The 24063-nt window shown below is 68.1% G+C and carries 25 protein-coding genes; 13 read left to right on the plus strand and 12 right to left on the minus strand.

Annotated features, from left to right (window positions below; all coding sequences use genetic code 11):
* Positions 1-56 precede the first annotated feature (56 nt).
* The 3 genes from C1704_RS14750 to C1704_RS14760 all read left to right on the plus strand — a co-directional run bounded on the left by C1704_RS14750 (position 57) and on the right by C1704_RS14760 (position 1470).
* Positions 57-422 carry a hypothetical protein gene (locus C1704_RS14750; RefSeq protein ID WP_104303505.1) on the plus strand — a complete coding sequence of 122 codons (366 nt, stop codon included), beginning with the start codon at positions 57-59 and terminating at the stop codon, positions 420-422.
* A complete protein-coding gene (locus C1704_RS14755) occupies positions 419-1105 on the plus strand; it encodes an ATPase (RefSeq protein WP_104303506.1) in 687 nt (228 codons plus the stop codon). Before C1704_RS14750 ends, C1704_RS14755 begins: the two co-directional genes overlap by 4 nt.
* Before the next feature lie 161 nt (positions 1106-1266).
* Positions 1267-1470, plus strand: a complete 204-nt coding sequence (locus tag C1704_RS14760) for a hypothetical protein (RefSeq protein WP_104303507.1) — start codon at positions 1267-1269, stop codon at positions 1468-1470.
* 25 nt (positions 1471-1495) lie between these two features.
* Here the strand turns inward: C1704_RS14760 and C1704_RS14765 are convergent, their stop codons facing one another.
* From C1704_RS14765 to C1704_RS17505, 3 genes are all read right to left on the minus strand, one after another.
* Positions 1496-2002 carry a P-loop nucleotide/nucleoside kinase family protein gene (locus tag C1704_RS14765; protein WP_104303508.1) on the minus strand — a complete coding sequence of 169 codons (507 nt, stop codon included), beginning with the start codon at positions 2000-2002 and terminating at the stop codon, positions 1496-1498.
* 346 nt (positions 2003-2348) lie between these two features.
* Positions 2349-2795, minus strand: a complete 447-nt coding sequence (locus C1704_RS17500; RefSeq protein ID WP_146076094.1) for a hypothetical protein — start codon at positions 2793-2795, stop codon at positions 2349-2351.
* Positions 2796-2880: 85 nt separating this feature from the next.
* A complete protein-coding gene (locus C1704_RS17505; RefSeq protein ID WP_146076095.1) occupies positions 2881-3366 on the minus strand; it encodes a hypothetical protein in 486 nt (161 codons plus the stop codon).
* Positions 3367-3607: 241 nt separating this feature from the next.
* Here C1704_RS17505 and C1704_RS14770 point away from each other — a divergent pair, with 241 nt between their 5' ends.
* The 4 genes from C1704_RS14770 (at position 3608) to C1704_RS14785 (ending at position 8116) form a co-directional block, all read left to right on the plus strand.
* Entirely contained in the window at positions 3608-4648 is a 1041-nt protein-coding gene (locus C1704_RS14770) for an integron integrase (RefSeq protein ID WP_104303509.1), read from the plus strand.
* Between the two features lie 45 nt (positions 4649-4693).
* Complete coding sequence (gene dinB, locus C1704_RS14775) at positions 4694-5947, plus strand: DNA polymerase IV (RefSeq protein WP_104303510.1); 1254 nt, start codon at positions 4694-4696, stop codon at positions 5945-5947.
* 9 nt (positions 5948-5956) lie between these two features.
* Positions 5957-6889 carry a LysR family transcriptional regulator gene (locus tag C1704_RS14780; protein ID WP_104303511.1) on the plus strand — a complete coding sequence of 311 codons (933 nt, stop codon included), beginning with the start codon at positions 5957-5959 and terminating at the stop codon, positions 6887-6889.
* Positions 6890-6955: 66 nt separating this feature from the next.
* On the plus strand, positions 6956-8116 hold the full coding sequence (locus tag C1704_RS14785) for an alpha-hydroxy acid oxidase (RefSeq protein ID WP_104303512.1): 1161 nt from the start codon (positions 6956-6958) through the stop codon (positions 8114-8116).
* A 6-nt stretch (positions 8117-8122) separates the two neighbouring features.
* On the opposite strand, the gene C1704_RS14790 is transcribed toward C1704_RS14785, so the two are convergent.
* From C1704_RS14790 to C1704_RS14805, 4 genes are all read right to left on the minus strand, one after another.
* The gene (locus C1704_RS14790) at positions 8123-8476 is read right to left on the minus strand and encodes a DUF1801 domain-containing protein (protein ID WP_170064715.1); all 354 of its coding nucleotides are present in this window, start codon (positions 8474-8476) and stop codon (positions 8123-8125) included.
* 151 nt (positions 8477-8627) lie between these two features.
* Positions 8628-8996 carry a hypothetical protein gene (locus C1704_RS14795; protein ID WP_104303514.1) on the minus strand — a complete coding sequence of 123 codons (369 nt, stop codon included), beginning with the start codon at positions 8994-8996 and terminating at the stop codon, positions 8628-8630.
* Positions 8997-9120: 124 nt separating this feature from the next.
* Complete coding sequence (gene dcd, locus C1704_RS14800) at positions 9121-9690, minus strand: dCTP deaminase (protein WP_104303515.1); 570 nt, start codon at positions 9688-9690, stop codon at positions 9121-9123.
* Positions 9691-9717: 27 nt separating this feature from the next.
* Positions 9718-10620 carry a LysR family transcriptional regulator gene (locus tag C1704_RS14805; RefSeq protein ID WP_104303516.1) on the minus strand — a complete coding sequence of 301 codons (903 nt, stop codon included), beginning with the start codon at positions 10618-10620 and terminating at the stop codon, positions 9718-9720.
* Between the two features lie 70 nt (positions 10621-10690).
* Here C1704_RS14805 and C1704_RS14810 point away from each other — a divergent pair, with 70 nt between their 5' ends.
* The 6 genes from C1704_RS14810 (at position 10691) to C1704_RS14835 (ending at position 18050) form a co-directional block, all read left to right on the plus strand.
* Positions 10691-12064 (plus strand): acyclic terpene utilization AtuA family protein, encoded by a 1374-nt coding sequence (locus tag C1704_RS14810; protein ID WP_104303517.1) that lies wholly within the window; start codon positions 10691-10693, stop codon positions 12062-12064.
* Entirely contained in the window at positions 12061-12432 is a 372-nt protein-coding gene (locus tag C1704_RS14815; protein WP_104303518.1) for an AtuA-related protein, read from the plus strand. Before C1704_RS14810 ends, C1704_RS14815 begins: the two co-directional genes overlap by 4 nt.
* A 32-nt stretch (positions 12433-12464) precedes the next feature.
* Complete coding sequence (locus C1704_RS14820) at positions 12465-13436, plus strand: Bug family tripartite tricarboxylate transporter substrate binding protein (RefSeq protein ID WP_104303519.1); 972 nt, start codon at positions 12465-12467, stop codon at positions 13434-13436.
* Between the two features lie 132 nt (positions 13437-13568).
* Positions 13569-15689: an alpha/beta hydrolase domain-containing protein gene (locus C1704_RS14825; RefSeq protein ID WP_104303520.1), complete on the plus strand. Its 2121-nt coding sequence runs from the start codon at positions 13569-13571 to the stop codon at positions 15687-15689.
* Between the two features lie 71 nt (positions 15690-15760).
* Positions 15761-17377 (plus strand): tannase/feruloyl esterase family alpha/beta hydrolase, encoded by a 1617-nt coding sequence (locus C1704_RS14830; protein ID WP_104303521.1) that lies wholly within the window; start codon positions 15761-15763, stop codon positions 17375-17377.
* 145 nt (positions 17378-17522) lie between these two features.
* Positions 17523-18050 (plus strand): Mpo1 family 2-hydroxy fatty acid dioxygenase, encoded by a 528-nt coding sequence (locus C1704_RS14835; RefSeq protein ID WP_104303522.1) that lies wholly within the window; start codon positions 17523-17525, stop codon positions 18048-18050.
* Between the two features lie 5 nt (positions 18051-18055).
* On the opposite strand, the gene C1704_RS14840 is transcribed toward C1704_RS14835, so the two are convergent.
* The 5 genes from C1704_RS14840 to C1704_RS14860 form a co-directional block, all read right to left on the minus strand.
* Positions 18056-18943 carry a formate dehydrogenase accessory sulfurtransferase FdhD gene (locus tag C1704_RS14840; RefSeq protein ID WP_104303523.1) on the minus strand — a complete coding sequence of 296 codons (888 nt, stop codon included), beginning with the start codon at positions 18941-18943 and terminating at the stop codon, positions 18056-18058.
* A 62-nt stretch (positions 18944-19005) separates the two neighbouring features.
* Positions 19006-20136 (minus strand): formate dehydrogenase subunit gamma, encoded by a 1131-nt coding sequence (locus tag C1704_RS14845; RefSeq protein WP_104303524.1) that lies wholly within the window; start codon positions 20134-20136, stop codon positions 19006-19008.
* 37 nt (positions 20137-20173) lie between these two features.
* The gene (locus C1704_RS14850) at positions 20174-20407 is read right to left on the minus strand and encodes a hypothetical protein (protein WP_245876509.1); all 234 of its coding nucleotides are present in this window, start codon (positions 20405-20407) and stop codon (positions 20174-20176) included.
* A complete protein-coding gene (fdh3B, locus tag C1704_RS14855) occupies positions 20404-21033 on the minus strand; it encodes a formate dehydrogenase FDH3 subunit beta (protein ID WP_104303525.1) in 630 nt (209 codons plus the stop codon). Before fdh3B ends, C1704_RS14850 begins: the two co-directional genes overlap by 4 nt.
* A 27-nt stretch (positions 21034-21060) precedes the next feature.
* Entirely contained in the window at positions 21061-24027 is a 2967-nt protein-coding gene (locus tag C1704_RS14860) for a formate dehydrogenase subunit alpha (RefSeq protein WP_104303526.1), read from the minus strand.
* Between the last annotated feature and the right edge of the window lie 36 nt (positions 24028-24063).

A 24063-nucleotide genomic window follows, 5' to 3' on the forward strand; every position in this document is an offset into this window, starting at 1 on the left:
TGGCCAAAATCTCCTTTTTGGCCTAAGATGGGCTCACGCTGTCCAGGAGCCTTGCCATGTCTGCCGTCCCCAAGATCCAGCCCGTCCCGCCCGTGGACCAGCTCCACCGCACGCCCGCGTCCGACGTGAAAAAGCTCGGCTGGCGCGGCGTGATGCGCCAGCTGCAGACGCAGGGCCCCGTGCTGGTCACCAACCACCAGCAGCCCGAGGCGGTGATCCTGCCCGTGCAGGCCTATGCCGCCCTGCTGGCACGTGCCCAGCACACCGCCGACCCGGCCGAGGCCACCCTCGAGGCCCTGCGCCGCCGCTTTGACGAACGCCTGGCCGTGCTGAACACCCCCGAGGCCGGCGACCGCCTGCGCGGCCTGATGGACGGCCCGGCCCGCCTGGGCGGTGAGGTCCAGGCCGGGGCCAGCTATTGAAGAAGGCCCCCGACGCGCGCCCCGTCCTGTTCGTGCTGGCCGGTGTCAACGGCGCCGGCAAGAGCTCCATTGGCGGCCACCTGCTCACCCGCCAGGGTCTCACCTGGTTCAATCCCGACCGTTATGCGCGTGACCTCGTCGCTGCGGGCCTCGCCACACCCGACGACGCCAGCGGCCTGGCCTGGAGCGAAGGCCTGCGCCGGCTCGACGACGCCCTCGCCCAGGGCCGCCACCACGCCTTCGAGACCACCCTGGGTGGCACCACCATCGCCCAGCGCCTGCTGGACGCCACCCGCACGCACGACGTGCTGATGTGGTTCTGCGGCCTCGACCGCCCCGAGCGCCACCTGGCCCGCGTGGCCGCCCGCGTGCGCGCCGGCGGCCACGACATCCCCGAAGACCGCATCCGCCAGCGCTACCCCCGCGCCCTGGCCAACCTCATCGCACTGATGCCACACCTCGCGCACCTGCAGGTGTACGACAACAGTGCCGAGGCCGCGCCGGGCGAACCCATCCCCGACCCGCGACTGCTGCTGGAACTGCGCCGCGGGCAGCTCACCCACCCGCAGCCCGACGACGCCCAGGCCCTGCGCGCCACGCCGGCCTGGGCCAAGCCGCTGATGGAGGCGGCGCTGCAGACGGCCCCCACCACCGCCTCCTCCACCCGCGTCAGAACCGACTGACAACCCTCGCGTCGCTGCGGCCGACGGCGCGCCAGCCCCTCTCACGGCACCATGCATCCACGAGGCACCCCCACGAACGCAGGGGCCGCCTCCATCCAGGGGATGGCCCCACGGCCCGGCCGTGGCCATCCTAGGCCAGCACGTCAGCACGAGGCGAACCCATGGAACATCGCAGCCTGCAGGAAGAGTACGCACGACTCCGGGCCCAATTGGCCGAAGCCTACAGCGCACCCGTGTGGCAACCCCAGCGCATCGATGGACTGGCCGATGCACTGGCCGACATCGAACGCCGGCTGGTGAGCCAGGCCCCCCACGCCACCTGGCGCAGCGCAGGGACACAAGCATTGCCCAGCCCCTCGCCTTGACTTGAAGCGGCCTCGTGCGGCCGCTCTACCGGTGCAGCTGCAGCGCCAGCCCCGCCTCGTCAGGCGGCTCGAAGAATGACATGATGTGATGGAAGTCGGCCTCCGACAGCGCATGCGAGCCCTCGGGCCGCTCGGCATTGCGCCGGGCGATGCGCTGCAGGCACACCGCGTCGGGCACGTCCACATGGTGCAGCACATGCGCCGCCCCCGCCTGCGCGCACACCGACAGGAACCACGCCCGCCCGGCGCGTGTGTTGGCCTGGAAGTCCATCACCACGTTCAGCCCCGAGGCCAGCAGGTCCGCCACGAGCGGGCCCACCACCGTCTTGAGCTTGCGCGAGCAGCGGATGTAGTCGTCGAAGGTGTGCATCTGGTCCCCGAACAGGCGGGCCAGCCAGACGTCCTCCGAGATCAGCACCGCCCCTTCCTCCTTCGCCAAGGCCGCCGCCAGCGTGCTCTTGCCGGCGCCGGCTTTGCCGCAGAAGAAGTGCAGGGTGGCGGGGGCGGGCACAAGGCGGGCGGCATCAGTCATGCAGGGTGCTCACGGTCGGCGCATCACCGCGTATTCAAGCACAGCCAGCCCAGAGGCTTTCCACTGCCCGCCTGAACCCCGCACGGGCTGCCTCCTCTGTTCACCCCACCACCACTTGCGATGGATCTGATCGACCCTCATGGCCCAACACCTGCCGCTTGCATTGTGTGGCGCCTCGGTGATGCAGATTCCATGTCGGCACGGGACCCCTTCGATCCCACACCAGATGCCGGATAGATGACTGCAGGTGCTTCTCCCCCACAGCCCTCATCGATCAGGTCCTTGCCGTTGCGGGGGAGTCCATATACGACCTGTTAGACCTCACAGCGCGCCTCCACCTGGTTCATCAGCCTTCGTACTTCTTCAGCACGGCCTCAAGGCGGGAGCGGGTGAAGTACTCCAATTCGTCCTTCCACTTCTGGTTCTTGCCTTTGATGTTGCACCGCGGAACGGTACCGTACATGTGCCGAAACGACAGTATCAGGCCCGTCTCCAGTTTGTGCCAGCTCTTGACCCGCTGGCGCGACGCGCAGGTCACGATATGGAACGAGAGACTGGTGACCCCATGAAGTGCGAGCAAGTCCTTTGCACGTGCGGCGGCGCTCGCTGCGATACGAGAGGCTCCTGATTTCGTCGTCCCGATGTAGGCGATACACGACCGCCCGTGCGGATACTTCAGCGGCTTGTTCGCTACTGCCACGTACACCAGACGCTCTGCCGAGAATGCAGGCCGAGAAATGACAAGAGCCGGCTTCGCAGCGGTGCGGATTGTGAGCTTCTTGTTGTTCGCCATCGTCGTTGTTATGTGAGGTCTAACGTTTGAATTCACCGGCCTGCGCGGCTTTTCGCGCAGGTCCGGTGGAATGAATGGTTAGCACTCATTGCACATCAAACTCGAAGACTTTCACGAGAGAGCCTTCGACAAAAACCCGAATTACATAACGGCCCTTCGGGTCACCAGGGGCAACTGCCCAGGTATTGAAGATAAGCCCTCGATCTGGCGAAACTTCTCGTTCAGTTACCGAGGTGCGGCCATCGGTAGACACCGATCTTGTTCCAAGCGGCTCTGGGTCGCCCCACGTGTTGGGTTTCGCTGGAAGAGTAAATTCCTCGCGCCACCTAATTTTTGGCTTAGTAGTGCGGAGAAGCATGATCCAGCCATAACCTTGGTTTGGCGTGAGTGGCACGACTGTAGCCGGTACAAACGCAGGCTTGCCAGAGTTTGGTTGATTAAAGATGCCGAATTCAGCGCGGACTACTTCGTAGCCGCTGGGGGAACCAACAGCCCCATTTGATGCGGTTGCGATGACGGGACAGCAGGCAACAAAAACAATAAGCGAAAAGAGTATGCGTAGGCGGTTCATATTGAGTGCTAACGTGTTATAGGGAGCAAAACTGCTGTATAACACCGCCGGCTGTCTCCCTAACACCAACGGTCTGATCGGGCGGGAAGCCGCGCCCAGCCTGTGTTTTCAGGCATTGACTGGATGTTTGTACAGTACTAAATTTCATGCAAATTGGCGCAGCGTTCGCAAGGCGTACTTTGCCTGGGCGGGCGGGCGTGGGCAATCCCCCCCGAAAGGGGGCCCCAAGGGAGAAAACAACATGCATGAAACCCATCCGGCAGCGGGCAGGCTGCCTCGACGCGGTGAGGCCCTACCACCTTTGAAATCGACGCGGCTGCTCGATCAACTGCGGGAGCGCATCCGCGCCCTACACTACAGCCTGCGCACCGAAGAAGCCTACGTGTACTGGTGCCGCGCCTTCATCCGGTTTCACCGGCTGCGTCACCCGGCCGAGATGGGTGGGCCGGAGGTTGAAGCCTTTCTCACCTGGCTGGCGAGCGAGCGGGGGGTGTCGGTCAGCACCCACCGGCAGGCATTGTCGGCGCTGCTGTTCTTGTACGGGAAGGTGCTGGGCGTGCAATTGGCCTGGATGGACACCATCGACCGGCCGCAGCCACGGCGGCGGCTGCCGGTGGTGTTGTCGGCGCAGGAGGTGGCCGCCGTGCTGGCCTTGATGGAAGGCGAGCACCGCTTGCTGGCCCAGGTGCTCTATGGCACCGGGATGCGGCTGACCGAGGGCCTGCGCCTGCGGGTGAAAGACATCGACTTTGCCCACCGGGCCATCGTGGTACGCGACGGCAAGGGCGGCAAGGACCGGGTGCTGATGCTGCCACGCACCCTGGAGCAGCCGTTGCGCGAGCAACTGGCCCGGGCCCATGCCCTGTGGGTGGCCGACCGGCAGGCTGGCCGCAGCGGGGTGGAGATGCCCGACGCGCTCGACCGGAAGTACCCCCGGGCCGGCGCCTCGTGGCCCTGGTTCTGGGTGTTCCCGCAGGCGCAGCACGCGGTGGACCCGCGCAGCGGCGTGGTGCGGCGCCACCACCTGTACGACCAGACCTTCCAGCGCGCCTTCAAGCGGGCGGTGCAGGCCGCGGGCCTCACCAAGCCGGCCTCGCCGCACACGTTGCGCCACGCGTTTGCCACCCACCTGCTGCAAGGGGGCACCGACATCCGCACTGTTCAGGACCTGCTCGGCCATGCCGATGTGAGCACCACCATGATCTACACCCATGTGCTGAAGGTGGGCGGGGGCGGTGTGCACAGCCCCCTCGACCGCCTGGACACCCTGCTGACACACTGAGCCACCTGCCTCGGCTACGCTTGGCCCGCCGTTCCCGCCTTCTCCATGCCCCGCTACATCGCCCACCTCGACATGGACGCCTTCTATGCGTCGGTGGAGCTGCTGCGCTACCCCGAGCTGCGTGGGCGGCCGGTGGTGATTGGTGGGGGGCGGCGGCACCAGCCCGAGGTGCTGGCCGACGGCACGCGACGGTTTGCGGTGTTGCGCGACTATGCCGGGCGCGGGGTGATCACCACGGCCACCTACGAGGCGCGCGCGCTGGGCGTGCATTCGGGCATGGGGCTGATGAAGGCCGCGGCGCTGGCGCCGGATGCCGTGCTGCTGCCCACCGACTTCGACGCCTACCGCCATTACTCGCGCCTGTTCAAGGCCGCGGTGGCCGAGGTGGCGCCGGTGATCGAGGACCGGGGCATCGACGAGATCTACATCGACCTGACCGACGTGCCCGGCGCGCAGGAGGCCGTGGGCCACGACCCGATGGGTGGGGTGCGGGCGGTGGCGCTGGCCATCAAGAACAACGTGAAGCGCGCCACGGGGCTGAGCTGCTCCATCGGGGTGACGCCGAACAAGCTGCTGTCGAAGCTGTGTTCCGACCTCGACAAGCCCGACGGGCTGACGCTGCTGCGCCCCGGCGACCTGGCCACGCGCCTGTGGCCGCTGCCGGCCAGGCGCATCAATGGCATCGGGCCGAAGGCGAACGAGAAGCTGCTGGGCCTGGGCATCCGCACCATCGGCGAACTGGCCGCGGCCGACCCGGCGTGGCTGGTGCAGCACTTCGGCGCGCGCTACGGCGCCTGGCTGCACGAGGCCGCGCACGGACGCGACGAGCGGCCGGTGGTGACGTACAGCGAGCCGGTGAGCATGAGCCGCGAGACCACCTTCGAACGCGACCTGCATGCGCGGCACGACCGCGAGTTGCTGGGCGGCATCTTCACGCGGCTGTGCGAGCAGGTGGCGGCCGACCTGACGCGCAAGGGCTACGTGGGCAAGACGATCGGGATCAAGCTGCGCTTCGACGACTTCAAGACCGTGACGCGCGACCACACGCTGGACCACCCCACCGCGGACGCCCAGGCCATCCGCCAGGCAGCGGGGCAATGCCTGAAGCGGGTGGACCTGAAGCGCCGCCTGCGGCTGCTGGGGGTGCGGGTGGGCTCGCTGCGCAAGGCGGGCGAGGCGCCGCCCCTGCCACCCGCGCGCACCCTTCGGCCGGCCCCCCTGGCGGCGCAGGAACCCGCCCCGGCCTACACCTTGCCCCTGTTCGAGGAGGCGCCGGAGCAGGAGACCGGGCCGCGGTAGCATGCGGCCATGCCCGCGCTGCCGCCCCGCTTCCCGTCCATCGAAGGCCTGCGCGCCTTCGAGGCCGCGGCGCGCCTGGGCAGCTTCGAGCGTGCGGCCGACGAACTGCACATCACCGCCAGTGCGGTGAGCAAGCGCGTGGCCACGCTGGAGGAACTGCTGGACACCCAGCTGCTGCAGCGCACGGCCAAGCCGCTGGCGCTCACGGCGGCGGGCAAGGAATACCTGGAACAGGTGCGCGCCGCCCTGGGCCTGCTGGCGGCCATGCCGCTGCACCAGCGCGCCGGGCGGCCGCAGACGCGGCTGCGGGTGTGTGCACCGCCCACGTTTGCGCGCCAGATCCTGGTGCCGGCGCTCGAGGCCTACACCACCGCCCACCCCGAGGTGGAACTGGAGGTGGTGCTGTCCATTCCCTACCTCGACCCCGGCACGATGGACGCCGACGTGCAGGTGCGCAACGGCGACGCGGCCGCCGCCGGGGGCACGCTGCTGATGGACGACGTGGTGACGCCGCTGGCGGCCCCGGCCCTGCTGCAACGCCTGCCGCCGCTGCGCACCCCGGCCGACCTGCTGAACGCGCCGCTCCTGCGCACGCCGCTGGAGCCCTGGGCCCCGTGGTTTGCGGCCGCCGCGCTGGAGGCGCCCGAGCCCGCGCAGGGCCCCAAGCTCGTGGACCTGGGCCTGCTGCTGGAAGCGGCCGTGAGCGGCCAGGGCATCGCCCTGGGCCGGCCGAGCCTCGCGCGCCATTGGCTGGCCTCGGGGGCGCTGGTGCCGCTGTTCCCGGTGGTGGCGCGGCCGGCCAACCAGTATTACCTGATGCCGCACGCACGCAGCGGAGCCCCGGCCGACTTTGCGCACTGGCTGCGCTCGGTGTGCGCGCAGGTCGCGCAGGAGGCGGCGGCGCAACTGGCGCCGGCCGAACTTCCTTCGGGCAAGCCCTGAAGGAATTTCCGCGACAGGCGCCGCCCGCCGGCCTTAGCATCGGTCCGCCCCCAAGAAGGAGACTGCATGCCCACCATCACCCACATCGAAGACCTGCGCGTCCTGGCCGAAAAGCGCGTGCCGCGCATGTTCTACGACTACGCCGATTCCGGCTCGTGGACGGAAAGCACCTACCGCGCCAACGAGACCGACTTCCAGCGCATCAAGCTGCGCCAGCGCGTGGCGGTGAACATGGAAGGCCGCAGCATCCGCACGCAGATGATCGGCCAGGACGTGGCCATGCCGGTGGCCATCGCGCCCACGGGCCTGACCGGTATGCAGCATGCCGACGGCGAGATCCTGGCCGCGCGTGCAGCCAAGGCCTTCGGGGTGCCGTTCACGCTGTCCACCATGAGCATCTGCTCGATCGAGGACGTGGCCGAGGCCACCGGACGCCATCCCTTCTGGTTCCAGCTCTACGTGATGAAGGACCGCGACTTCATCGAGCGCCTCATCGACCGCGCCAAGGCGGCCAACTGCTCGGCGCTGATGCTCACGCTCGACCTGCAGATCCTGGGCCAGCGCCACAAGGACCTCAAGAACGGCCTGTCAGCGCCGCCCAAGCCCACGATCCGCAACCTGATCAACCTGGCCACCAAGCCGCGCTGGTGCCTGGGGATGCTGGGCACGAAGCGCCGCACCTTCGGCAACATCGTGGGCCATGCCAAGGGCGTGGGCGACCTGTCCTCGCTGTCGTCGTGGACGGCCGAGCAGTTCGACCCGGCGCTGAGCTGGGCCGATGTGGAGTGGATCAAGCAGCGCTGGGGCGGCAAGCTCATCCTCAAGGGCATCCTCGACCAGGAGGATGCGCGCCTGGCGGCCGACAGCGGTGCCGATGCACTCATCGTGTCGAACCACGGCGGTCGCCAGCTCGACGGTGCGCCCTCGTCCATCGAAGCCTTGCCGGCCATCGCCGACGCGGTGGGCTCGCGCATCGAGGTGTGGCTGGACGGCGGCATCCGCAGCGGGCAGGACGTGCTCAAGTCGGTGGCCCTGGGCGCCAAGGGCACCCTGATCGGCCGAGCCTTCCTCTATGGCCTGGGCGCCATGGGTGAAGAAGGTGTGACGAAGTGCCTGCAGATCATCGCCAAGGAGCTCGACCTGACCATGGCCTTCTGCGGCCGCACCGACATCCGCACGGTGGACCGCAGCATCCTGTGGCCGGGCACGTATCCGGGCGAGCGCTGAGCAGGCTCAGGCCGGTCCGGCCTTCACGGCGGCCCGCACAAGGTCGCCCACCAGCGCCACGTCCACCGGCTGGCGGTGGCGGCATTTGAGGTGGCGCAGGCCCTTGCCGGTGCCTTCGAGCTGCGGAAACGCGTCCGCCAGGGCCGCACCGTTGAAGAACTGCAGGTTGACGTGCGCCTTGTGTGCCACGATGGCCAGCAGGTTGCTCCGGTCAATCGTGAAGACGAGGTTCCCCCACTTCACGGCCTGCGTCAGGTCGGGCGCGGCCTCCAGCACCGCCCGCTGCAAGGCCTGAGCGGTGTCGCGCTGGTCGGGCGCCAGGGTGTCGAAATAGGCCGCCACCAGGGCGTGGGGACGCATGGTGCCTCTCATGGCGCCACATTCCATGGGCAAGGCCGCTTGGGCATGCTGAGATCCCCTCGTCTCGACTCCCTCGGGTGCTGCGTCGGTGCAGGCCTCCCTGACGAGCCATGGTAGCGCCCGGCTGCGGGGGGCACCAGCACCCTCCCCCTCAGTGCGGGGTGGCCGATTCGTTCAGGGCGTAGCGGGCGAAGAGGGCATCTGCGCGCGCGCGCAGATCCGGGTTGCTGGCGCGCAGGGCCTGGGCCAGGCAGGTGGTCGCATAGCGGCGGTCGAACAGCATGCGCGCGGTGGACACCGGATGGCCCGCTTCGGCCATCAGCGCCTTGAAGCGCGCCAGGTCGAGCAGGTCGTGCGGGCCCACGCCAGCCTCGGTCTGCGGGCTCAAGGGACGCACCAGGGCTTCGCGCAGCTCGTGTTTCGAGCCCTCGAAGCTCTTCAGGACTTCAAAGGCCGTGGTGCGGAACTCGGTGGGCAGTTCCTCGTAGTGTTCAACGATGTCGGGCAGGGGCAGATGCATGGGGTCCTCCAGGCGCCGGAGGTGCCGGCAGCGGGACATGGCCTCACTGTAGGGCCGATGCGCCCCCACCAAAGCCCGGAACAGGACCCTCCCAGGCTCGCAAATCCCCGCACAGCAAGGCTCATCAGGTCTTGGGCAGCGTCACGCCCGTCTGGCCCTGGTACTTGCCGCCGCGGTCCTTGTAGCTGGTCTCGCAGACCTCGTCGCTTTCGAAGAACAGCACCTGGGCGCAGCCCTCGCCGGCATAGATCTTGGCCGGCAGCGGCGTGGTGTTGGAGAACTCCAGCGTCACATAGCCCTCCCACTCGGGCTCGAAGGGCGTGACGTTCACGATGATGCCGCAGCGGGCATAGGTGCTCTTGCCCAGGCAGATCGTCAAGACGTTGCGCGGGATGCGGAAATACTCGACCGTGCGCGCCAGCGCGAAGCTGTTGGGCGGGATGATGCACACGTCGGCGTTGATGTCCACGAAGCTCTTCTCGTCGAAGTTCTTCGGGTCCACCACCGTGCTGTGGATGTTGGTGAACACCTTGAATTCCGGCGCGCAGCGGATGTCGTAGCCGTAGCTGCTGGTGCCGTAGCTGACGATCTTGTGCCCGTCGGCCGCGTAACGCACCTGCCCCGGCTCGAAGGGCTCGATCATCCCGTGCTGCTCGGCCATGCGGCGGATCCACTTGTCGCTCTTGATGCTCATGTCGGTTCCCGGTGAGGTGCGGGCATTTTAGGCAGGGCGAGCTGAGGCATCCGGCCGCAATGCCATCAGATGCTCGTACATCGCCTGCGCCGCCACGGACAGCCCACGGTCGCGGCGGCGCACGAGGAAGATCTGGCGCTTGAGGCCGCGCGCAGGCAAGGGGCGGGTGACGAGATCGGGGTGCTCGAAGTGGAACAGCGTGAGCGCGGGCACGAGGCTCACGCCCAGGCCGGCGCGCACCATGCCGGCCACGGTGCTGAGCTGGTCGAGTTCCATCACCGTCTGCAGCTGCTGCGGATAGACCGCAGCCTCCACGTACTGGCGCACGCTGCTGCTGCGGGCGAGCTGGATCATCGGATGGGCAGCCAGGTCAGACAGGCGCAGCGCCGGCTTGGCGGCCAGCGGGTGGTCGCGCCGGCACACCAGATGGAAGCCGTCGCTGCAGAAGGGTTCGGTGCGCAGCTCGGGGGTGTCCACCCGGGTGGCCGCCAGGGCGAGGTCGGCGCGGCCCACGCGCAGGCGCTCGATGCAGTCTTCCGACAGCACATCGGCCACGTCGAGTTCGATGCCGGGGTACTCAGCGTGGAAGCGCGCCAGCACACCGGGCAGCCAACCTGCCGCGAGTGCAGGCAGCACGGCCAGTGAGACGCGCCCGCGGCGTCTGGCGGCCAGCTCGCGCATGTCGGCCAGGGCTTCCTGGGCCTCACGCAGCACCCGCCGCGCGGAGGTTTCGAACACCACGCCTTCGGCGGTAAGTTCCACGCTGCGTGTGGTGCGGTCGAACAGCCTCGTGCCCACCTCCTCTTCCAGCGAGCGGATCAGTGCACTGAAGGCGGGTTGCGACAGGTGCACCTGCGCAGCGGCCCGGGTGAAGCTGCGTTCTTCGGCCAGGGCCACGAAGGCGCGCAGCTGGCGGGTGGACAAATTCATCTGCATATCAATTGAATCTATCCCAAATTTCGAATTCACAGATCAAAATCCACGCCCTAGAGTCGGCGCCATGGCTCACTCTTCCCCGCCTTTGCTGCGCGTCGGCTCTGCCGCCGGCTTCTCCGGCGACCGCGTCGATGCCGCCGGCCCCGTGGTGCAGGCGCTGGCCGACAGCGGCGGCCCTTCCGTGCTGATCTTCGAAACCCTGGCCGAACGCACGCTGGCCCTGGCCCAACTCGCGCGCCGCCAGGACCCGAACGGCGGCTACGAGCCACTGCTGGACCTGATGCTGCGCCCGGTGCTGGGCCCCTGCCTGGAGGCCGGCATCCGCATCGTCAGCAACTTCGGTGCGGCCCACCCCATGGGGGCGGCCCGCCGCATCCAGTCCCTGGCGCGGGCGTTGGGGCTGCGCGTGCCGCGCATCGCGGTGATTGAAGGGGATGATCTCAGCGACCCCGCCCACCTTCCTTTGCTGATGCGTTCCCTGGGCGAGGCCGCGCCGCACTCTCCGCTGGTGAGCGCGAACGCCTACCTGGGCGCCGAAGCCATTGCCGGCGCCTTGCGCGCCGGCGCCGAGATCGTGGTGGCGGGCCGTGTGGCCGACCCCTCGCTCACCGTGGGCCCGGCGTTGGCCCACTATGGCTGGGCCCCCGACGACTGGGATCGCATCGCCCGCGCCACCATGGCCGGCCACTTGCTGGAATGCGGGGCGCAGGTCACGGGCGGCTACTTTGCCGACCCCGGTTACAAGGACGTGCCCGACCTGGCCCACGTCGGTTACCCCATCGCCGAGATCGACGCCAACGGGGACTGCGTCATCACCAAGCCCGCCGGCACGGGCGGCTGCGTGGACGAGCGCACGGTGAAGGAGCAGCTGCTCTACGAGGTGCACGACCCGGCGGCCTACCTCACCCCCGACGTGGTGGCCGACCTGACCCATGCGCGTGTGGACGCCCTGGGGCCCGACCGCGTGTGGCTCACCGGCGTGCGCGGCCACCCCCGGCCCACGCATCTGAAGGTGAACGCCTGCTTCGAAAACGGCTGGCTGGCCGAGGGGGAGATCTCGTATGCCGGCCCACGGGCCGAAGCCCGCGCCCGGCTGGCCGCTGACATCCTGCGCCAGCGCCTGGCGGGCCTGGGAGCGTTGCGCTTCGACCTCATCGGCGTGGCCAGCCTCTTCGCCGACGACGACGGGCGCTGGCTCGCGGCGCAGCCCCCTGGCGAGGCCCGCGACGTGCGGCTGCGCGTGGCACTCAACCATGCCGACCGCCGTGCGGCCGACACCCTCACCCGTGAGGTGACGGCGCTGTACACCTGCGGCCCGGCCGGCGGCGGGGGGGTGCGCACTTCGCTGCGCCCGCGCCTGGGCACGGCCTCGTGCCTGGTGCCGCGCGAGGCCGTGCCGGCGCGCTTCGTGATGGTCGATGAAGGAGGTGCCGCATGAAAGACACCGTTCAAGTGCCGCTCTACCGCCTGGCCCATGGCCGCACCGGCGACAAGGGCGATCGCGCCAACATCAGCGTGATCGCATGGAACCCCACGCTGTGGCCGGTGCTCGTCGAGCAGATCACCGAAGCCGCCGTGGCCGAACGCTTCGCCCACCGCCGCCCCACCACCGTGAAACGCTACCTGCTGCCCGAGCTGCAGGCCATGAACTTCGTGCTCGACCATGTGCTCGATGGCGGCGTCAACGATGCGCTCAACCTCGACACCCACGGCAAGGCCCTGGCCTTCTGGCTGCTGGACCTGCCGGTGAACGTGCCGGTCGAATTGCTGCCCCACCTCGCAGGGCCCGCCCCCTCGGCGTCCTGATGCTTCACCCCAACCACACAGGAGACAACACCATGACCCGCTTTTCCCGCCGCCGATGCATCGCCACCGCCGCCCTTCTGGCGCTGGGCCTGGCCGGCACCGCCGCCATGGCCTTCCCCGACCGGCCCGTGACCTTCATCGTGCCCTTTGCGGCCGGCAGCGCCACCGACCAGCTGGCGCGTGCGCTGGGCCAGTCGCTCACGGCTGAAACGAAGCAGGCTGTGGTGGTGGAAAACCGCGCCGGCGCCAGCGGCATGCTGGCCGCTCAGGCCGCCGCGCGTGCACCGGCCGACGGCTACACCGTGCTCATCACCACCAACACCACCCATGCCGCCAACGAGCACCTCTACAAGAAGCTCAGCTACGACCCGGTGAAGGACTTCGCCCCCGTGACCGCACTGGGCAAGGGCGGCCAGGTGATGGTGGTGAACCCATCTTCGCCCTTCAAGACCGTGTCCGACGTGATCGAGCACGCCCGCAAGAACCCCGGCAAGCTGAGCTTCGGCAGCGGCAGCTCGTCCAGCCGCATCGCCGGCGAGCTCTTCCAGCAGATGGCCAAGGTGCAGATCCTGCACGTGCCCTACAAGAGCAACCCCAACGCCATCACCGACCTGCTGGGCGGACAGATCAACATGATGTTCGCCGACATGTCCACTGGCGTGCCGCAGATCCAGTCCGACAAGTTGCGCGCCCTGGGCGTGACGTCTGCCAAGCGCTCACCGCTGCTGCCTCAGGTGCCCACCATCGCCGAAGCCGGCGTGCCTGGCTACGAGATGGGTTACTGGTTCGCCGCCTACGTGCCGGCCGGCACGCCCGCACCTGTCATCCAGAAGCTCAACGAGCTGCTCACCCGCGCCACGGCCAGCGCCGGGGCGAAGGCCTTCTTCGAGGCCAGCGGCTCCGAGGCCTTCACCACCACCCCCGACGGCCTGGCCCAGTTCCAGGCCGCCGAGACGCGCAAGTGGGGCCAGATCATCAAGGCGGCCGGGATCGAACCCGAGTAACGTCCTGATTGCTTCGGCCCGCTGCGCGGGCTGACCCCCCTTCTTCAACCCGTACAGAGGCGGAACGACCGCCCCTGGGGCAGCGCTTCGCCTGCGCAAGACAGGCGGCCGCCCCACCCACAGGAGACAGACATGACACGACGATTGGCATGGGCCCTGCCCTTTGCAGCCCTCCTGGCCGCCGCTTGCGGTGGCGGCAGCAGCAGCCCACCTGCGCCACCGGCCTCCACGCCCGAACTGCGCCTGAGCATCACCAGCACCGAGGACTATCCCGGCAGCTTCGGCAGCGTGGGCGAGTATGAACGTGTGCGCGGCACGATCCGTGGGGAAGTCGACCCCCGCGACCCGCGCAACGCCATCATCCAGGACCTCGCGCTGGCCCCCGTGAATGCCCGCGGCATGGTCGAGTACACCGCCGACTTCATGATGCTCAAGCCCAAGGACATGAGCCGTGCGGGGGGTGTGCTGCGCTATGACGCACCGAATCGCGGCAACATCCTGACCGAGCCCAACCTCACCGCCGCCCCGAGCGATGCCGTGTACTTCGAACGCGGCTACGTGCTGCTGTATTCGGCCTGGCAAGGGGATGTGCCCAAGAGCAGCGCCAGCCGGCTCACCGTGCAGGTGCCGGTGGCACGCAACCCCGACGGCAGCGCCATCACCGGGCCCTACCGCAGTGAGCTCGTGCCCACCACCGCCACGCCGGTCATGACCCTGCCCGGCGGGGTGTTCAACGGCACGATGATTCCGTACGCACCCGCCAGCCTGGACAACACCCTGCCGGGCTACTCGCTGACGAAGCGTGTGAAGGAAACTGATCCACGCATTCCCATCCCGGCGGCGGACTGGAAGTTTGCCAGTTGCAACACCACCGACAACCCCTTTCCCGGCACGCCCGACGAGACCCGTGTGTGCCTGAAGGACGGTTTCGACCCGAACTATCTGTACGAGTTGGTGTATGTCGCCCGTGACCCCAAGGTGATGGGCGTGGGCCTGGCCGCACTGCGCGACACGCTCGAATTCTTCCGAAGCGCGGCGGCTGACGCGGACGGCACACCCAACCCCCTGGCCGGCGCCATCACGCACACCTTGTGCCAGGGCACCTCGCAGTCGGGTAATGCGATGAAGACCTTCCTGCACCTCGGGTTCAACGAGGGTCGCAATGGCCAACGTGTGTGCGACGGACTCTTCGCCCACGTGGCGGCTCGCCAGACCAACATCAACACCCGGTTCGCCGTGCCCGGTGGTGGTGGCGGTTTGCGCACCGATCACACCGCCTTCGGACAGACGGCCCCACGCGCCCTCGCGGCCGACTACTTCGATGGCGTCTCCGGCCGCAGCGGCGGCGTGATGCGTCGCTGCAGCGCCAGCAACACCTGCCCGAAGTTCTTCCTCGGCCTGTCGGGCACCGAGTTCTGGCAACTGCAGGGCTCGCCGGTGCTCACCGATGCCCTCGGCTTCCGCGACCTCACGCAACCCGAGAACGCCCGCATCTACTATTACGCCAGCACCCAGCACGGCGGTGCCGGCGGGGTGGGCAGCATCAGCTGGTCACCGGCCAGCACGGTCTACCCACGCGGCACGGTGGTGGAGTTCAACGACACCTTCCGAGCCCTGTTCATGGCGCTGGAAGACTGGGTGGTGCGTGATGTGTTGCCTCCCGACCACCAGGTGCCACGCATCGACAACGGCACGCTCGTGCGGCCTCACCAGCTCGTCTTCCCGACGATGCGCGGCGTGAGCTGGCCGGTCGGTGGCACGCCCACCACCATCCCCGAGTTCCAGTACCTCGCCCGCCACAACGGTTTCAAGCTCTTCGACTTCGGGCCGCAGTACATCGCGGAGGACGAGTCGGGCATCGCCACGCTGCTGCCGCCGTACTACACCGGCCGCGACTACGCCATCCTCGTGCCCCAGGTGGACCCGCACACGGGGCTGACCCTGGCCGGCATCCGCAGCGTCGCGGCACGCGCGCCCATCGGCACCAGCATCGAGTTCAACTACGTCGGCAACCCTGCCTTCGAGGATCTGGCCAACCTGGGCGGGGCCTACATCCCCTTCCACGCCACGGAAGCCGCGCGGCTCGCCGCCGGTGACACCCGCCCCTCGCTGGAGTCGCTCTATGGCAACCAGGCGGGCTACGTCTCGGCCGTGACGGCCGCGGCCCAGGCCCTGGTGACCGAGCGCTTCCTGCTGCAGCGCGACGCCGACCGCCTCATCCAGCAGGCCATCGACAACCCCATCCTGCCTTGACCCAGGGAGTCAAAACGCGCCCGGCCCGCTCATCGGGCCCGGGGCTGCATTGCAGAAAGAGGAGACCACGCATGACCCACACACGCCAACCACGAACCTTTCCGCGCGCCTGGCTGGCCTGGCCCCTGCCGATCGTCCTGGCCGCCTGCGGCGGTGGAGGCGGCGGCACACCCGAGGATCCGGTGGCCACGGCCCGCGCCTGCACGATGGAGGCCTTCGCCGACGTGCAGATGTCCAATGCCCGCATCACCTCCGTCACCGCCGTTCCCGAGGGTACCTACAACCCACCGGGCACCGGCCAGCAGCACGCAGGGCTGCCCGCCTTCTGCCGCATCGACGCCGTGGCGACTCCCACGAGCCAATCGCTCATCAACTTCCAGGTCTGGATTCCTGAAGGCGAGGCCTGGAACGGCAAGCTGGTGGCCACCGGCAACGGCGGCTACAGTCCCGCGCTGAGCTATGGCGACATGGCCTACGCCATGCGCCAGGGGTATGCCGTGCTGGGCGGCGACACCGGCCACCAGACCGAAGACATGCTGTGGGGCGTGACCTATCCGGAGCGTATCGTGGATTGGGGCAGCCGCTCCATCCACGCCATCACCGTGGCGGGCAAGGCCCTGATCGCGGAGAAGCGCGCGCAGCCCGCCAGCCGCGCCTACTACCTCGGCTGCTCCACCGGCGGGCACCAGGGCTTCGCGGAGGCCCAGCGCTATCCCGACGACTTCGACGGCATCATCGCCGGCGCGCCTGGCAACAACCGCACGGCCCTGAACATCGAGTTCCTGTGGCGCTTCCGCTCGGCCCGTGTCACCAACGACAACAGCACGCGCATCCTCAGCAACGCCAAGCTGCAGTTGCTCACGCAGCAGGCCGTGGCCGCCTGTGATGGCCTGGACGGCGTGACCGACGGTGTGATCGACGACCCGCGGGCCTGCACATCGGCGCACTTCAACATCGACGCGCTGCAATGCGCCGGGGCCGATGCACCGGACTGCCTCACGCCCGAGCAGATCTTGTCGGCCAAGGCCATCTACCAGGGCCCGCGCAATCCGCGCACCAACGCCCAGCTCTACCCGGGCTGGCCGGTGGGCAGCGAGTCGGGCTGGGCCGGCTACATGGGGTCCACCGAACCCGTGCGCGCCGACTTCTGGCGCTACTGGGTCTTCGACAACCCGCAGTGGAACTGGTGGGGCTTCGACTTCGACCGCGATGTGAGCTATGCCTACGCCAAGATCGCCCCGGCCGTGGATCAGACCAGCACCGACCTGTCGGCCTTCAAGGCCGCCGGTGGCAAGCTTATCGTGTACCACGGCTGGAACGACCCGGTGGTGAGCGCCTACGACAGCATCCAGTACTACGAAGGCGTGCGCACCGCGCAAGGCTCTCAGGCCGCCACCGACGAGTTCTACAAGCTCTTCCTGGTGCCGGGCATGGGCCACTGCAGCGGTGGCGCGGGGGCCGGTGAATTGCGTGGCAACGGGACCTCGGTGCCCGTCACGCCGCAGCGCGACCTGCTGGCCGCACTCGATCGCTGGGTGGAGCAAGGCCAGGCCCCGACGGACTTCGTGGCCTCCCGCGTGGCCGGCGGTGCCGTGACGCGCACCCGCCCTCTGTGCCCCTACCCCCAGCAGGCGGTGTACAGCGGTTCGGGCGACACCACCCTGGCGGCCAGCTATCGCTGCGAGTGAACGTCGAGGCGGCCTGCAGCACGAGACGTGACGCAGGCCGCACGACCCTAGGGAAAACCAGCAGCCCCACCCCCGGCGGTTCTCGGGATATTGAAGCCTGTGGCGGAGTCCAACCGCCAGGCCTTCAGCTTTCAGGGAGACCGTCATGCGTAGCGCCCTTGATCTCTTGACCCAGTACGCCGAGTACCACCGGGACCGGCGCAACATCGCCACGCACTTCGTGGGGGTGCCCCTGATCGTGTTTGCCGTGGGCGCGCTGCTGGCGCGGCCCGGCTTCGAGCTGGCGGGGCTGGCGCTGTCGCCGGCCTGGCTGCTGTTTGCCCTGGCAGCCCTGTGGTACCTCAGCCGTCACCTGGTGCTGGGCCTGGCCACCAGCCTCGCCGTGGGCGGGCTGATCTGGCTGGGCCACCTGGCGGCGGCGGGCAGCACCAGCGTCTGGCTGGCCACCGGCATCGGGGCCTTCGTGGTGGGCTGGATCATCCAGTTCGTCGGCCACTACTACGAAGGGCGCAAGCCCGCCTTCGTGGACGACCTCGTCGGGCTGCTGGTGGGGCCGATGTTCGTGGTGGCCGAAGCGATGTTTGCGGCGGGCTGGAACCGCGAGATGCTGGCGCGCATCGAGCAGAAAGCCGGGCCCACCATCGTGCGTGACCTGGCCAACGCCAGGCCCTGAGACCGTCAGTCCGGCTGGGCCTTGCGCTGCTTGTGCGGCGTCCAGGGCTCCGGCGGCGCAGGGGCCAGTGCGGGCTCGGCCATGAAGCGCTCGCGTCCGCTGTAGAGCAGGAAGTGGCGCTGGGTGCAGCGCGCAAACAGGGCCATGCCCAGCTGTTCGGCCAGGCGGTGGCCCATCTCGGTGATGCCCGAGCGTGACACGACGATGGCCACGCCCATCTGGGCCGCCTTGATCACCATCTCGCTGGTCAGCCGGCCTGTGGTGTAGAGGATCTTGCCGTCGCCCTCCAGGCCTTCCATCCACATCCAGCCCGCGATGGCGTCCAGCGCGTTGTGGCGGCCCACATCCTCGGTGAAGAGCAGCAGCTCACTGCCGGAGAACAGCGCACAGCCATGCACCGAGCCGGCGCTCTTGTAGATGCTGTCGTGGCGGCGCATCGCGTCGAGCAGCGCATAGAGCGTGCCCTGGCTGAGGCGCGTGTCGCCCAGGCGGATGCTGTCGACCTCGTCCATCAGGCTGCCGAACACCGTGCCCTGGCCACAGCCGGTGGTCACGATGCGCTTGGCGGTGCGCGCCTCGATGTCGGGGACGCCGCCACGGGTGGTGATGGCGCAGGCGCCCACGTCCCAGTCGACCTGCACGCTGGCGATGTGCTCGATGCCGGGCACCAGGCGCTGGTTCTTGAGGTAGCCCAGGGCCAGCAGTTCGGGGTGGGCGCCGATGGTCATCAGGGTGACCAGCTCGCGCTTGTCGAGGTAGAGCGTGAGATCGCGCTCGGCCGGCATCTCGACCTCGCGCGCCTGGCCGTGTTCATCCAGCACCGTGGCGCGGTGGGTGAAGCGGGTGGCCGCCTGGCTGAGCAGGGGGCGGTGCAAGGGCGGGCGGGCGGTCATGGTGTTCAGAAAAAGTCACGCCGGACGTCGCGTCCGGCGTGCGGGTGGCGCCTCGCGCGAGGTCAGGCCTGCGGCGCTGCCTTGCCCGAAGGCGCGGTGGAGGACGTCTGCGAGCGTTGGGCGGGGATGCGCCCGGCCTTGATGTCGTTGTACCAGAGTTCGTGGTGCTCCTTCGCCCACGTCTCGTCCACATAGCCGGTCTTCATGGCCGCGTAGGCGCCCTGCATGCCCAGGGTGCCCATGTAGATGTGGCCGATGAAGGCGGCCATCATCAGTGCCGCCGCACTGGCGTGGATCATGTGGGCGATCTGCATGTCGCCACGGGTGTAGGCCAGGCCGGGTATGAGCATGTTCAGCACCAGGCCCGAGGCCACCACGATGAGGCCCAGCGCGAACACGCCCGCCCAGAAGAGGATCTTCTCGCCGGCATTGAAGCGGTGCGAAGGCACGTGCGCGCCGCTGAACAGGCCGCCGCCCTTGGCCAGCCAGACGAGGTCGTCCTTGCTGGGGAGGTTGTCCTTCACGAAGGTGAGGATCACCACCACCAGCGACACGGCGAACAGCGGACCGGCGAAGTTGTGCAGGTTCTTCATCGCATAGGCCAGCCAGCCGAACAGCGTGCCGCCGAGGATGGGCAGCAGGAAGAACTTGCCAAAGGCCATCACGATGCCCGAGACGGCCAGCACCACGAAGGCGATGGCGTTGACCCAGTGGGCGGCGCGCTCGAAGTAGGTGAAGCGCTCGATCTTGCGGCCGGTCTCGGCCTCGTGCAGCTTGATCGTGCCCTTGGCGAAATAGAACAGGGCCACGGCCAGCGCAGCGATGATCAGCAGCGAGCCTCCATAGGGAATGATCCAGTTGTTGCGCACCTGGCGCCAGGCTTCGCCGGCCGTCGTGTACATCGAGCCGGGGTACTGGACGAAGGACTGGATCAGCACGCCCTTTTCCGTGCCAGGCAGGCTGGTGTAGCCGCTTTGCTGGCCGGACTCCCGCACGGCACGCCAAAAGGGCGCGTTGTTGCCCGGCTGGGACACGGCGCGCTGGGCATTGCTTTCGTCGGGCCTAGGATCGGCCGGTGCCACGAAGCCGGGCGGGGCGCTGTCAGGCACCGCGGGGGCCGTGCCCTGCGCGGACACGCCCAGCGACACGGCGAAGGCGGTGGCGGCGATCAGGGCCTGGAGGATGCGAACCATGGCGTCTCCTGTGCGCATGCGAGGTGGTGGGGCCACCTCAGTTCACGCGCGAATACTCGTTCTGGCCGGCGGCACGCCGGCGCAGCTGCTGCTCCCAGGCGGCCTGGTCGCTGGGCTTCCAGTCGGCCACGCCGTAGGGGTTGGCGGCGCCCTGCCAGGCGGGGGTGTCGCTTCGCTTGTAGGCGGACTTGGCGGTCTGATCGGCCTCACCGCAGGCCACAAGGCCCAGGACGAGCGCCGACGTCAGCAAGGTCGTGCGCAGCAGCATCATGACTTGGTGCCCTCCTTGGCCGGCGACTGACCGCTCTGGGTCGGGCGGCCGTAGGCCGTGCCCCAGCCCCAGACCTCACTGCCCTTGCCGCGCGTGAGCACGCGGGTGCGGAAGATGTCGGCCACGACATCGCCGTCACCACCCAGCAGCGCCTTGGTCGAGCACATCTCGGCGCAGGCCGGGAGCTTGCCTTCGGCCAGACGGTTGCGGCCGTACTTCTCGTTCTCGGCCTGGCTGCCGCTGGCCTCGGGGCCGCCGGCGCAGAAGGTGCACTTGTCCATCTTGCCGCGCAGGCCGAAGGTGCCGTTGGCGGGGAACTGGGGCGCGCCGAAGGGGCAGGCGTAGGAGCAGTAGCCGCAGCCGATGCAGATGTCCTTGTCGTGCAGCACCACCCCTTCATCGGTGCGATAGAAGCAGTCCACCGGGCACACCGCCATGCAGGGGGCGTCGCTGCAGTGCATGCAGGCCACCGAGATGCTGCGCTCGCCGGGTTGACCGTCGTTCATGGTGACCACGCGGCGGCGGTTCACGCCCCAGGGCACGTCGTGCTCGGCCTTGCAGGCCGTGACGCAGCCGTTGCACTCGATGCAGCGCTCGGCATCGCAGATGAATTTCATTCGGGCCATGTGATTCTCCTGTCAGCTGGCCATCGTTCAGGCGGCCGCCCGCTCGACCTGGCAAACCGTGGTCTTGGTTTCCTGCATCATCGTCACGGCGTCGTAGCCATAGGTCGTGGCCGTGTTCACTGCTTCGCCCCGCACCACGGGGGCCGCCCCCTCGGGGTAGTAGCGCAGAAGATCCTGTCCCTGCCAATGCCCCGAGAAATGGAAGGGCAGGAACACCGTGCCGCGATCGACGCGCTCAGTGACCAAGGCCTTGACACGGATGCGGGCCCCGGTGGGGGTGGACACCCACACCATCTCGCCGGGACGGATGCCTCGGTCGTTGGCGGTGGCCGGGTTGATCTCGATGAACATGTCCTGCTGCAACTCGGCCAGCCAGGGATTGGAGCGGGTTTCCTCGCCACCGCCTTCGTACTCCACGAGTCGGCCGGACGTCATGATCAGCGGGAAGCGCTGGCCGATGTCCTTGTTCTGGTCCTGCAGGGTCTTGAAGAGCGTGGGCAGGCGCCAGAAGGTCTTGTCGGCATGGGTCGGGTACTTTTCGACCAGATCCGGGCGGGTCGAATAGATGGGCTCGCGGTGCTGCGGGATGGCGTCGGGGAAGTTCCAGACGATGGCGCGAGCACGGGCGTTGCCGAAGGGATGGCAGCCATGGTTCTTCATCGCCACACGGATGATCGCCCCAGTGGGGTCGGTCTTCCAGTTCTTGCCTTCGGCCGCCTGCTGCTCTTCGGGCGTCAGCTCGTTCCACCAGCCCAGCTTCTTGAGCAGCACATCGTCGAATTCGGGGTAGCCGGTGGTGATGTCGGCACCCTTGGAGTGAGAGCCGTCCCCGGCCAGCAGGGACACACCGTCACGCTCGACGCCGAAGTTGGCGCGGAAGTTGCCGCCGCCATCCATCACGTGCTTGGAGGTGTCGTAGAGGTTGGGCGAGCCCGGGTGCTTGAGCTCGGGCGTGCCGTAACAAGGCCAGGGCAGGCCGAAATAGTCGCCGTCGAGCACGTAGCCGGTTTCCTTGTCCACGCCGCCCTTGGCCTTGAGCGTCTTCACGTCGAAGACATTCATGTTGCGCATGTGGGCCTTCAGGCGCTCGGGGCTCTGGCCCGTGTAGCCGATGGTCCACACGCACTTGTTGATCTCCCGCAGGATGGACTCGGTCTCGGGCTCCATCATCCCGCCCTTGCCGGCGACCATCTTGTAGTTCTTGACCAGTTCCTTGTCGAAGCCCAGCTTCTGGGCCAGCTGGTACATGATCATGTGGTCGGTGCGCGATTCCCACAGCGGCTCGATCACCTTCTCACGCCACTGGATGGAGCGGTTGGACGCGGTGCACGAGCCGGAGGTCTCGAACTGCGTCGTGGCCGGCAGCAGATACACGGCCCGGTTGGGGTTGAGATCCTCGGGCTTGCCCGGCATGGCCGCCATCGCCGCCGTGGCCGAGGGGAAGGGATCGATCACGACCAGCAGGTCGAGCTTGTCCATGGCCCGCTTCATTTCCAGTCCACGGCTCTGCGAGTTGGGTGCGTGGCCCCAGAAGATGAGCGCCTTGAGATTGGTGGACTGCTCGATGAGGTCGGGTTTCTCCAGCACACCGTCCACCCAGCGGGAGACGGTCATGCCGGACTTGGTCATCATGTTGGGGGCGTAGCGACCCTTGATCCACTCGAAATCGATATCCCAGGCCTTGGCAAAGTGCTTGAAGGAGCCTTCAGCCAGGCCGTAGTAGCCCGGCAGGGAGTCGGGATTGGGCCCCACATCGGTGGCGCCTTGCACGTTGTCATGCCCACGGAAGATGTTGGCCCCGCCACCGCTCTTGCCGATGTTGCCCAGCGCCAGTTGCAGGATGCACGAAGCCCGCACCATCGCGTTGCCGATGGAGTGCTGCGTCTGGCCCATGCACCACACGATGGTGGACGGACGGTTCTCGGCCATGGTCTTGGCCACCTGGAACACCTGGTCCTCGGGCACGCCGCAGGCCTCTTCCACCTTGTCAGGCGTCCACTTGGCCATCACCTCCTCGCGCACCTTGTCCATGCCATAGACGCGATCGGCGATGTACTGCTTGTCTTCCCAGCCGTTCTTGAAGACGTGATAGAGCACGCCGAACAGGAAAGGGATGTCCGTGCCGGAGCGGATGCGCACGTACTGATCGGCCTTGGCCGCCGTGCGGGTGAAGCGCGGGTCGGCCACGATCATCTTGCAGCCGTTCTCCTTGGCGTGCAGCATGTGCAGCATCGACACCGGGTGGGCCTCGGCGGCGTTGGAGCCGATGTACAGCGCCGCCTTGGCGTTCTGCATGTCGTTGTAGGAGTTGGTCATCGCCCCATACCCCCACGTGTTGGCCACGCCGGCCACGGTGGTGGAGTGGCAGATGCGGGCCTGGTGGTCGCAGTTGTTGCTGCCCCACAGGCTCATCCACTTGCGCAGCAGGTAGGCCTGCTCGTTGTTGTGCTTGCTCGAACCCACCACGAAGAGCGAATCGGGGGTGCTGCTCTCGCGCAACTCCTTCAGCTTGGCGCTGATCTCGTCGAGGGCCTGGTCCCAGCTGATGCGCTGGTACTTGCCGTTCACGAGCTTCATGGGGTACTTCAGGCGGTACTCGCCATGGCCATGCTCGCGCACCGCCGCGCCCTTGGCGCAGTGGGCACCGAGGTTGATGGGAGAGTCGAACACCGGCTCCTGGCGCACCCACACACCGTTCTCGACCACGGCATCGATGGCGCAGCCCACCGAGCAGTGCCCGCACACCGTGCGCTTGACCTCGACCTTGTTGCCCGGCGCACCGGTGCCGGCCGCACGCGCCGCCTCGGCACGTTTGACCAGGGTCAGCTGAGAGGCGGCGAGACCCACGCCCACGCCGAGACCGGAGCGGCGCAGGAAGGCGCGGCGGTCCATGGTGGGCACGGCGCGCGACACGCCCCGGGCCAGGCTGGCCACGAGCGAGGACGATCCGCGGGCAGCCGCGGAGGCACTGGAAGATTTGCGGGTGAGCAGCATGGTGGCTCCTGACACAACGACAAAAGCAGGAACGTG

Origin of the sequence: Caldimonas caldifontis (assembly GCF_002930615.1) — a bacterium.
Classification (GTDB): Bacteria; Pseudomonadota; Gammaproteobacteria; order Burkholderiales; family Burkholderiaceae_C; genus Caldimonas; species Caldimonas caldifontis.

Bases quoted from the DNA above. Each gene is read 5' to 3' on its own strand.
- dinB (WP_104303510.1), top strand. From the start codon at position 4,694: ATGCCCCGCTACATCGCCCACCTCGACATGGACGCCTTCTATGCGTCG.
- C1704_RS14830 (WP_104303521.1), top strand. From the start codon at position 15,761: ATGACCCACACACGCCAACCACGAACCTTTCCGCGCGCCTGGCTGGCC.
- C1704_RS14835 (WP_104303522.1), top strand. From the start codon at position 17,523: ATGCGTAGCGCCCTTGATCTCTTGACCCAGTACGCCGAGTACCACCGG.
- C1704_RS14750 (WP_104303505.1), top strand. From the start codon at position 57: ATGTCTGCCGTCCCCAAGATCCAGCCCGTCCCGCCCGTGGACCAGCTC.
- C1704_RS14860 (WP_104303526.1), bottom strand. From the start codon at position 24,027: ATGCTGCTCACCCGCAAATCTTCCAGTGCCTCCGCGGCTGCCCGCGGA.
- C1704_RS14850 (WP_245876509.1), bottom strand. From the start codon at position 20,407: ATGATGCTGCTGCGCACGACCTTGCTGACGTCGGCGCTCGTCCTGGGC.
- C1704_RS14765 (WP_104303508.1), bottom strand. From the start codon at position 2,002: ATGACTGATGCCGCCCGCCTTGTGCCCGCCCCCGCCACCCTGCACTTC.
- C1704_RS17500 (WP_146076094.1), bottom strand. From the start codon at position 2,795: ATGGCGAACAACAAGAAGCTCACAATCCGCACCGCTGCGAAGCCGGCT.
- C1704_RS14825 (WP_104303520.1), top strand. From the start codon at position 13,569: ATGACACGACGATTGGCATGGGCCCTGCCCTTTGCAGCCCTCCTGGCC.
- C1704_RS14845 (WP_104303524.1), bottom strand. From the start codon at position 20,136: ATGGTTCGCATCCTCCAGGCCCTGATCGCCGCCACCGCCTTCGCCGTG.
- C1704_RS17505 (WP_146076095.1), bottom strand. From the start codon at position 3,366: ATGAACCGCCTACGCATACTCTTTTCGCTTATTGTTTTTGTTGCCTGC.
- fdh3B (WP_104303525.1), bottom strand. From the start codon at position 21,033: ATGGCCCGAATGAAATTCATCTGCGATGCCGAGCGCTGCATCGAGTGC.
- C1704_RS14770 (WP_104303509.1), top strand. From the start codon at position 3,608: ATGCATGAAACCCATCCGGCAGCGGGCAGGCTGCCTCGACGCGGTGAG.
- C1704_RS14795 (WP_104303514.1), bottom strand. From the start codon at position 8,996: ATGCATCTGCCCCTGCCCGACATCGTTGAACACTACGAGGAACTGCCC.
- C1704_RS14810 (WP_104303517.1), top strand. From the start codon at position 10,691: ATGGCTCACTCTTCCCCGCCTTTGCTGCGCGTCGGCTCTGCCGCCGGC.
- C1704_RS14840 (WP_104303523.1), bottom strand. From the start codon at position 18,943: ATGACCGCCCGCCCGCCCTTGCACCGCCCCCTGCTCAGCCAGGCGGCC.
- C1704_RS14820 (WP_104303519.1), top strand. From the start codon at position 12,465: ATGACCCGCTTTTCCCGCCGCCGATGCATCGCCACCGCCGCCCTTCTG.
- C1704_RS14785 (WP_104303512.1), top strand. From the start codon at position 6,956: ATGCCCACCATCACCCACATCGAAGACCTGCGCGTCCTGGCCGAAAAG.
- C1704_RS14790 (WP_170064715.1), bottom strand. From the start codon at position 8,476: ATGCGTCCCCACGCCCTGGTGGCGGCCTATTTCGACACCCTGGCGCCC.
- C1704_RS14815 (WP_104303518.1), top strand. From the start codon at position 12,061: ATGAAAGACACCGTTCAAGTGCCGCTCTACCGCCTGGCCCATGGCCGC.
- C1704_RS14780 (WP_104303511.1), top strand. From the start codon at position 5,957: ATGCCCGCGCTGCCGCCCCGCTTCCCGTCCATCGAAGGCCTGCGCGCC.
- dcd (WP_104303515.1), bottom strand. From the start codon at position 9,690: ATGAGCATCAAGAGCGACAAGTGGATCCGCCGCATGGCCGAGCAGCAC.
- C1704_RS14760 (WP_104303507.1), top strand. From the start codon at position 1,267: ATGGAACATCGCAGCCTGCAGGAAGAGTACGCACGACTCCGGGCCCAA.
- C1704_RS14805 (WP_104303516.1), bottom strand. From the start codon at position 10,620: ATGAATTTGTCCACCCGCCAGCTGCGCGCCTTCGTGGCCCTGGCCGAA.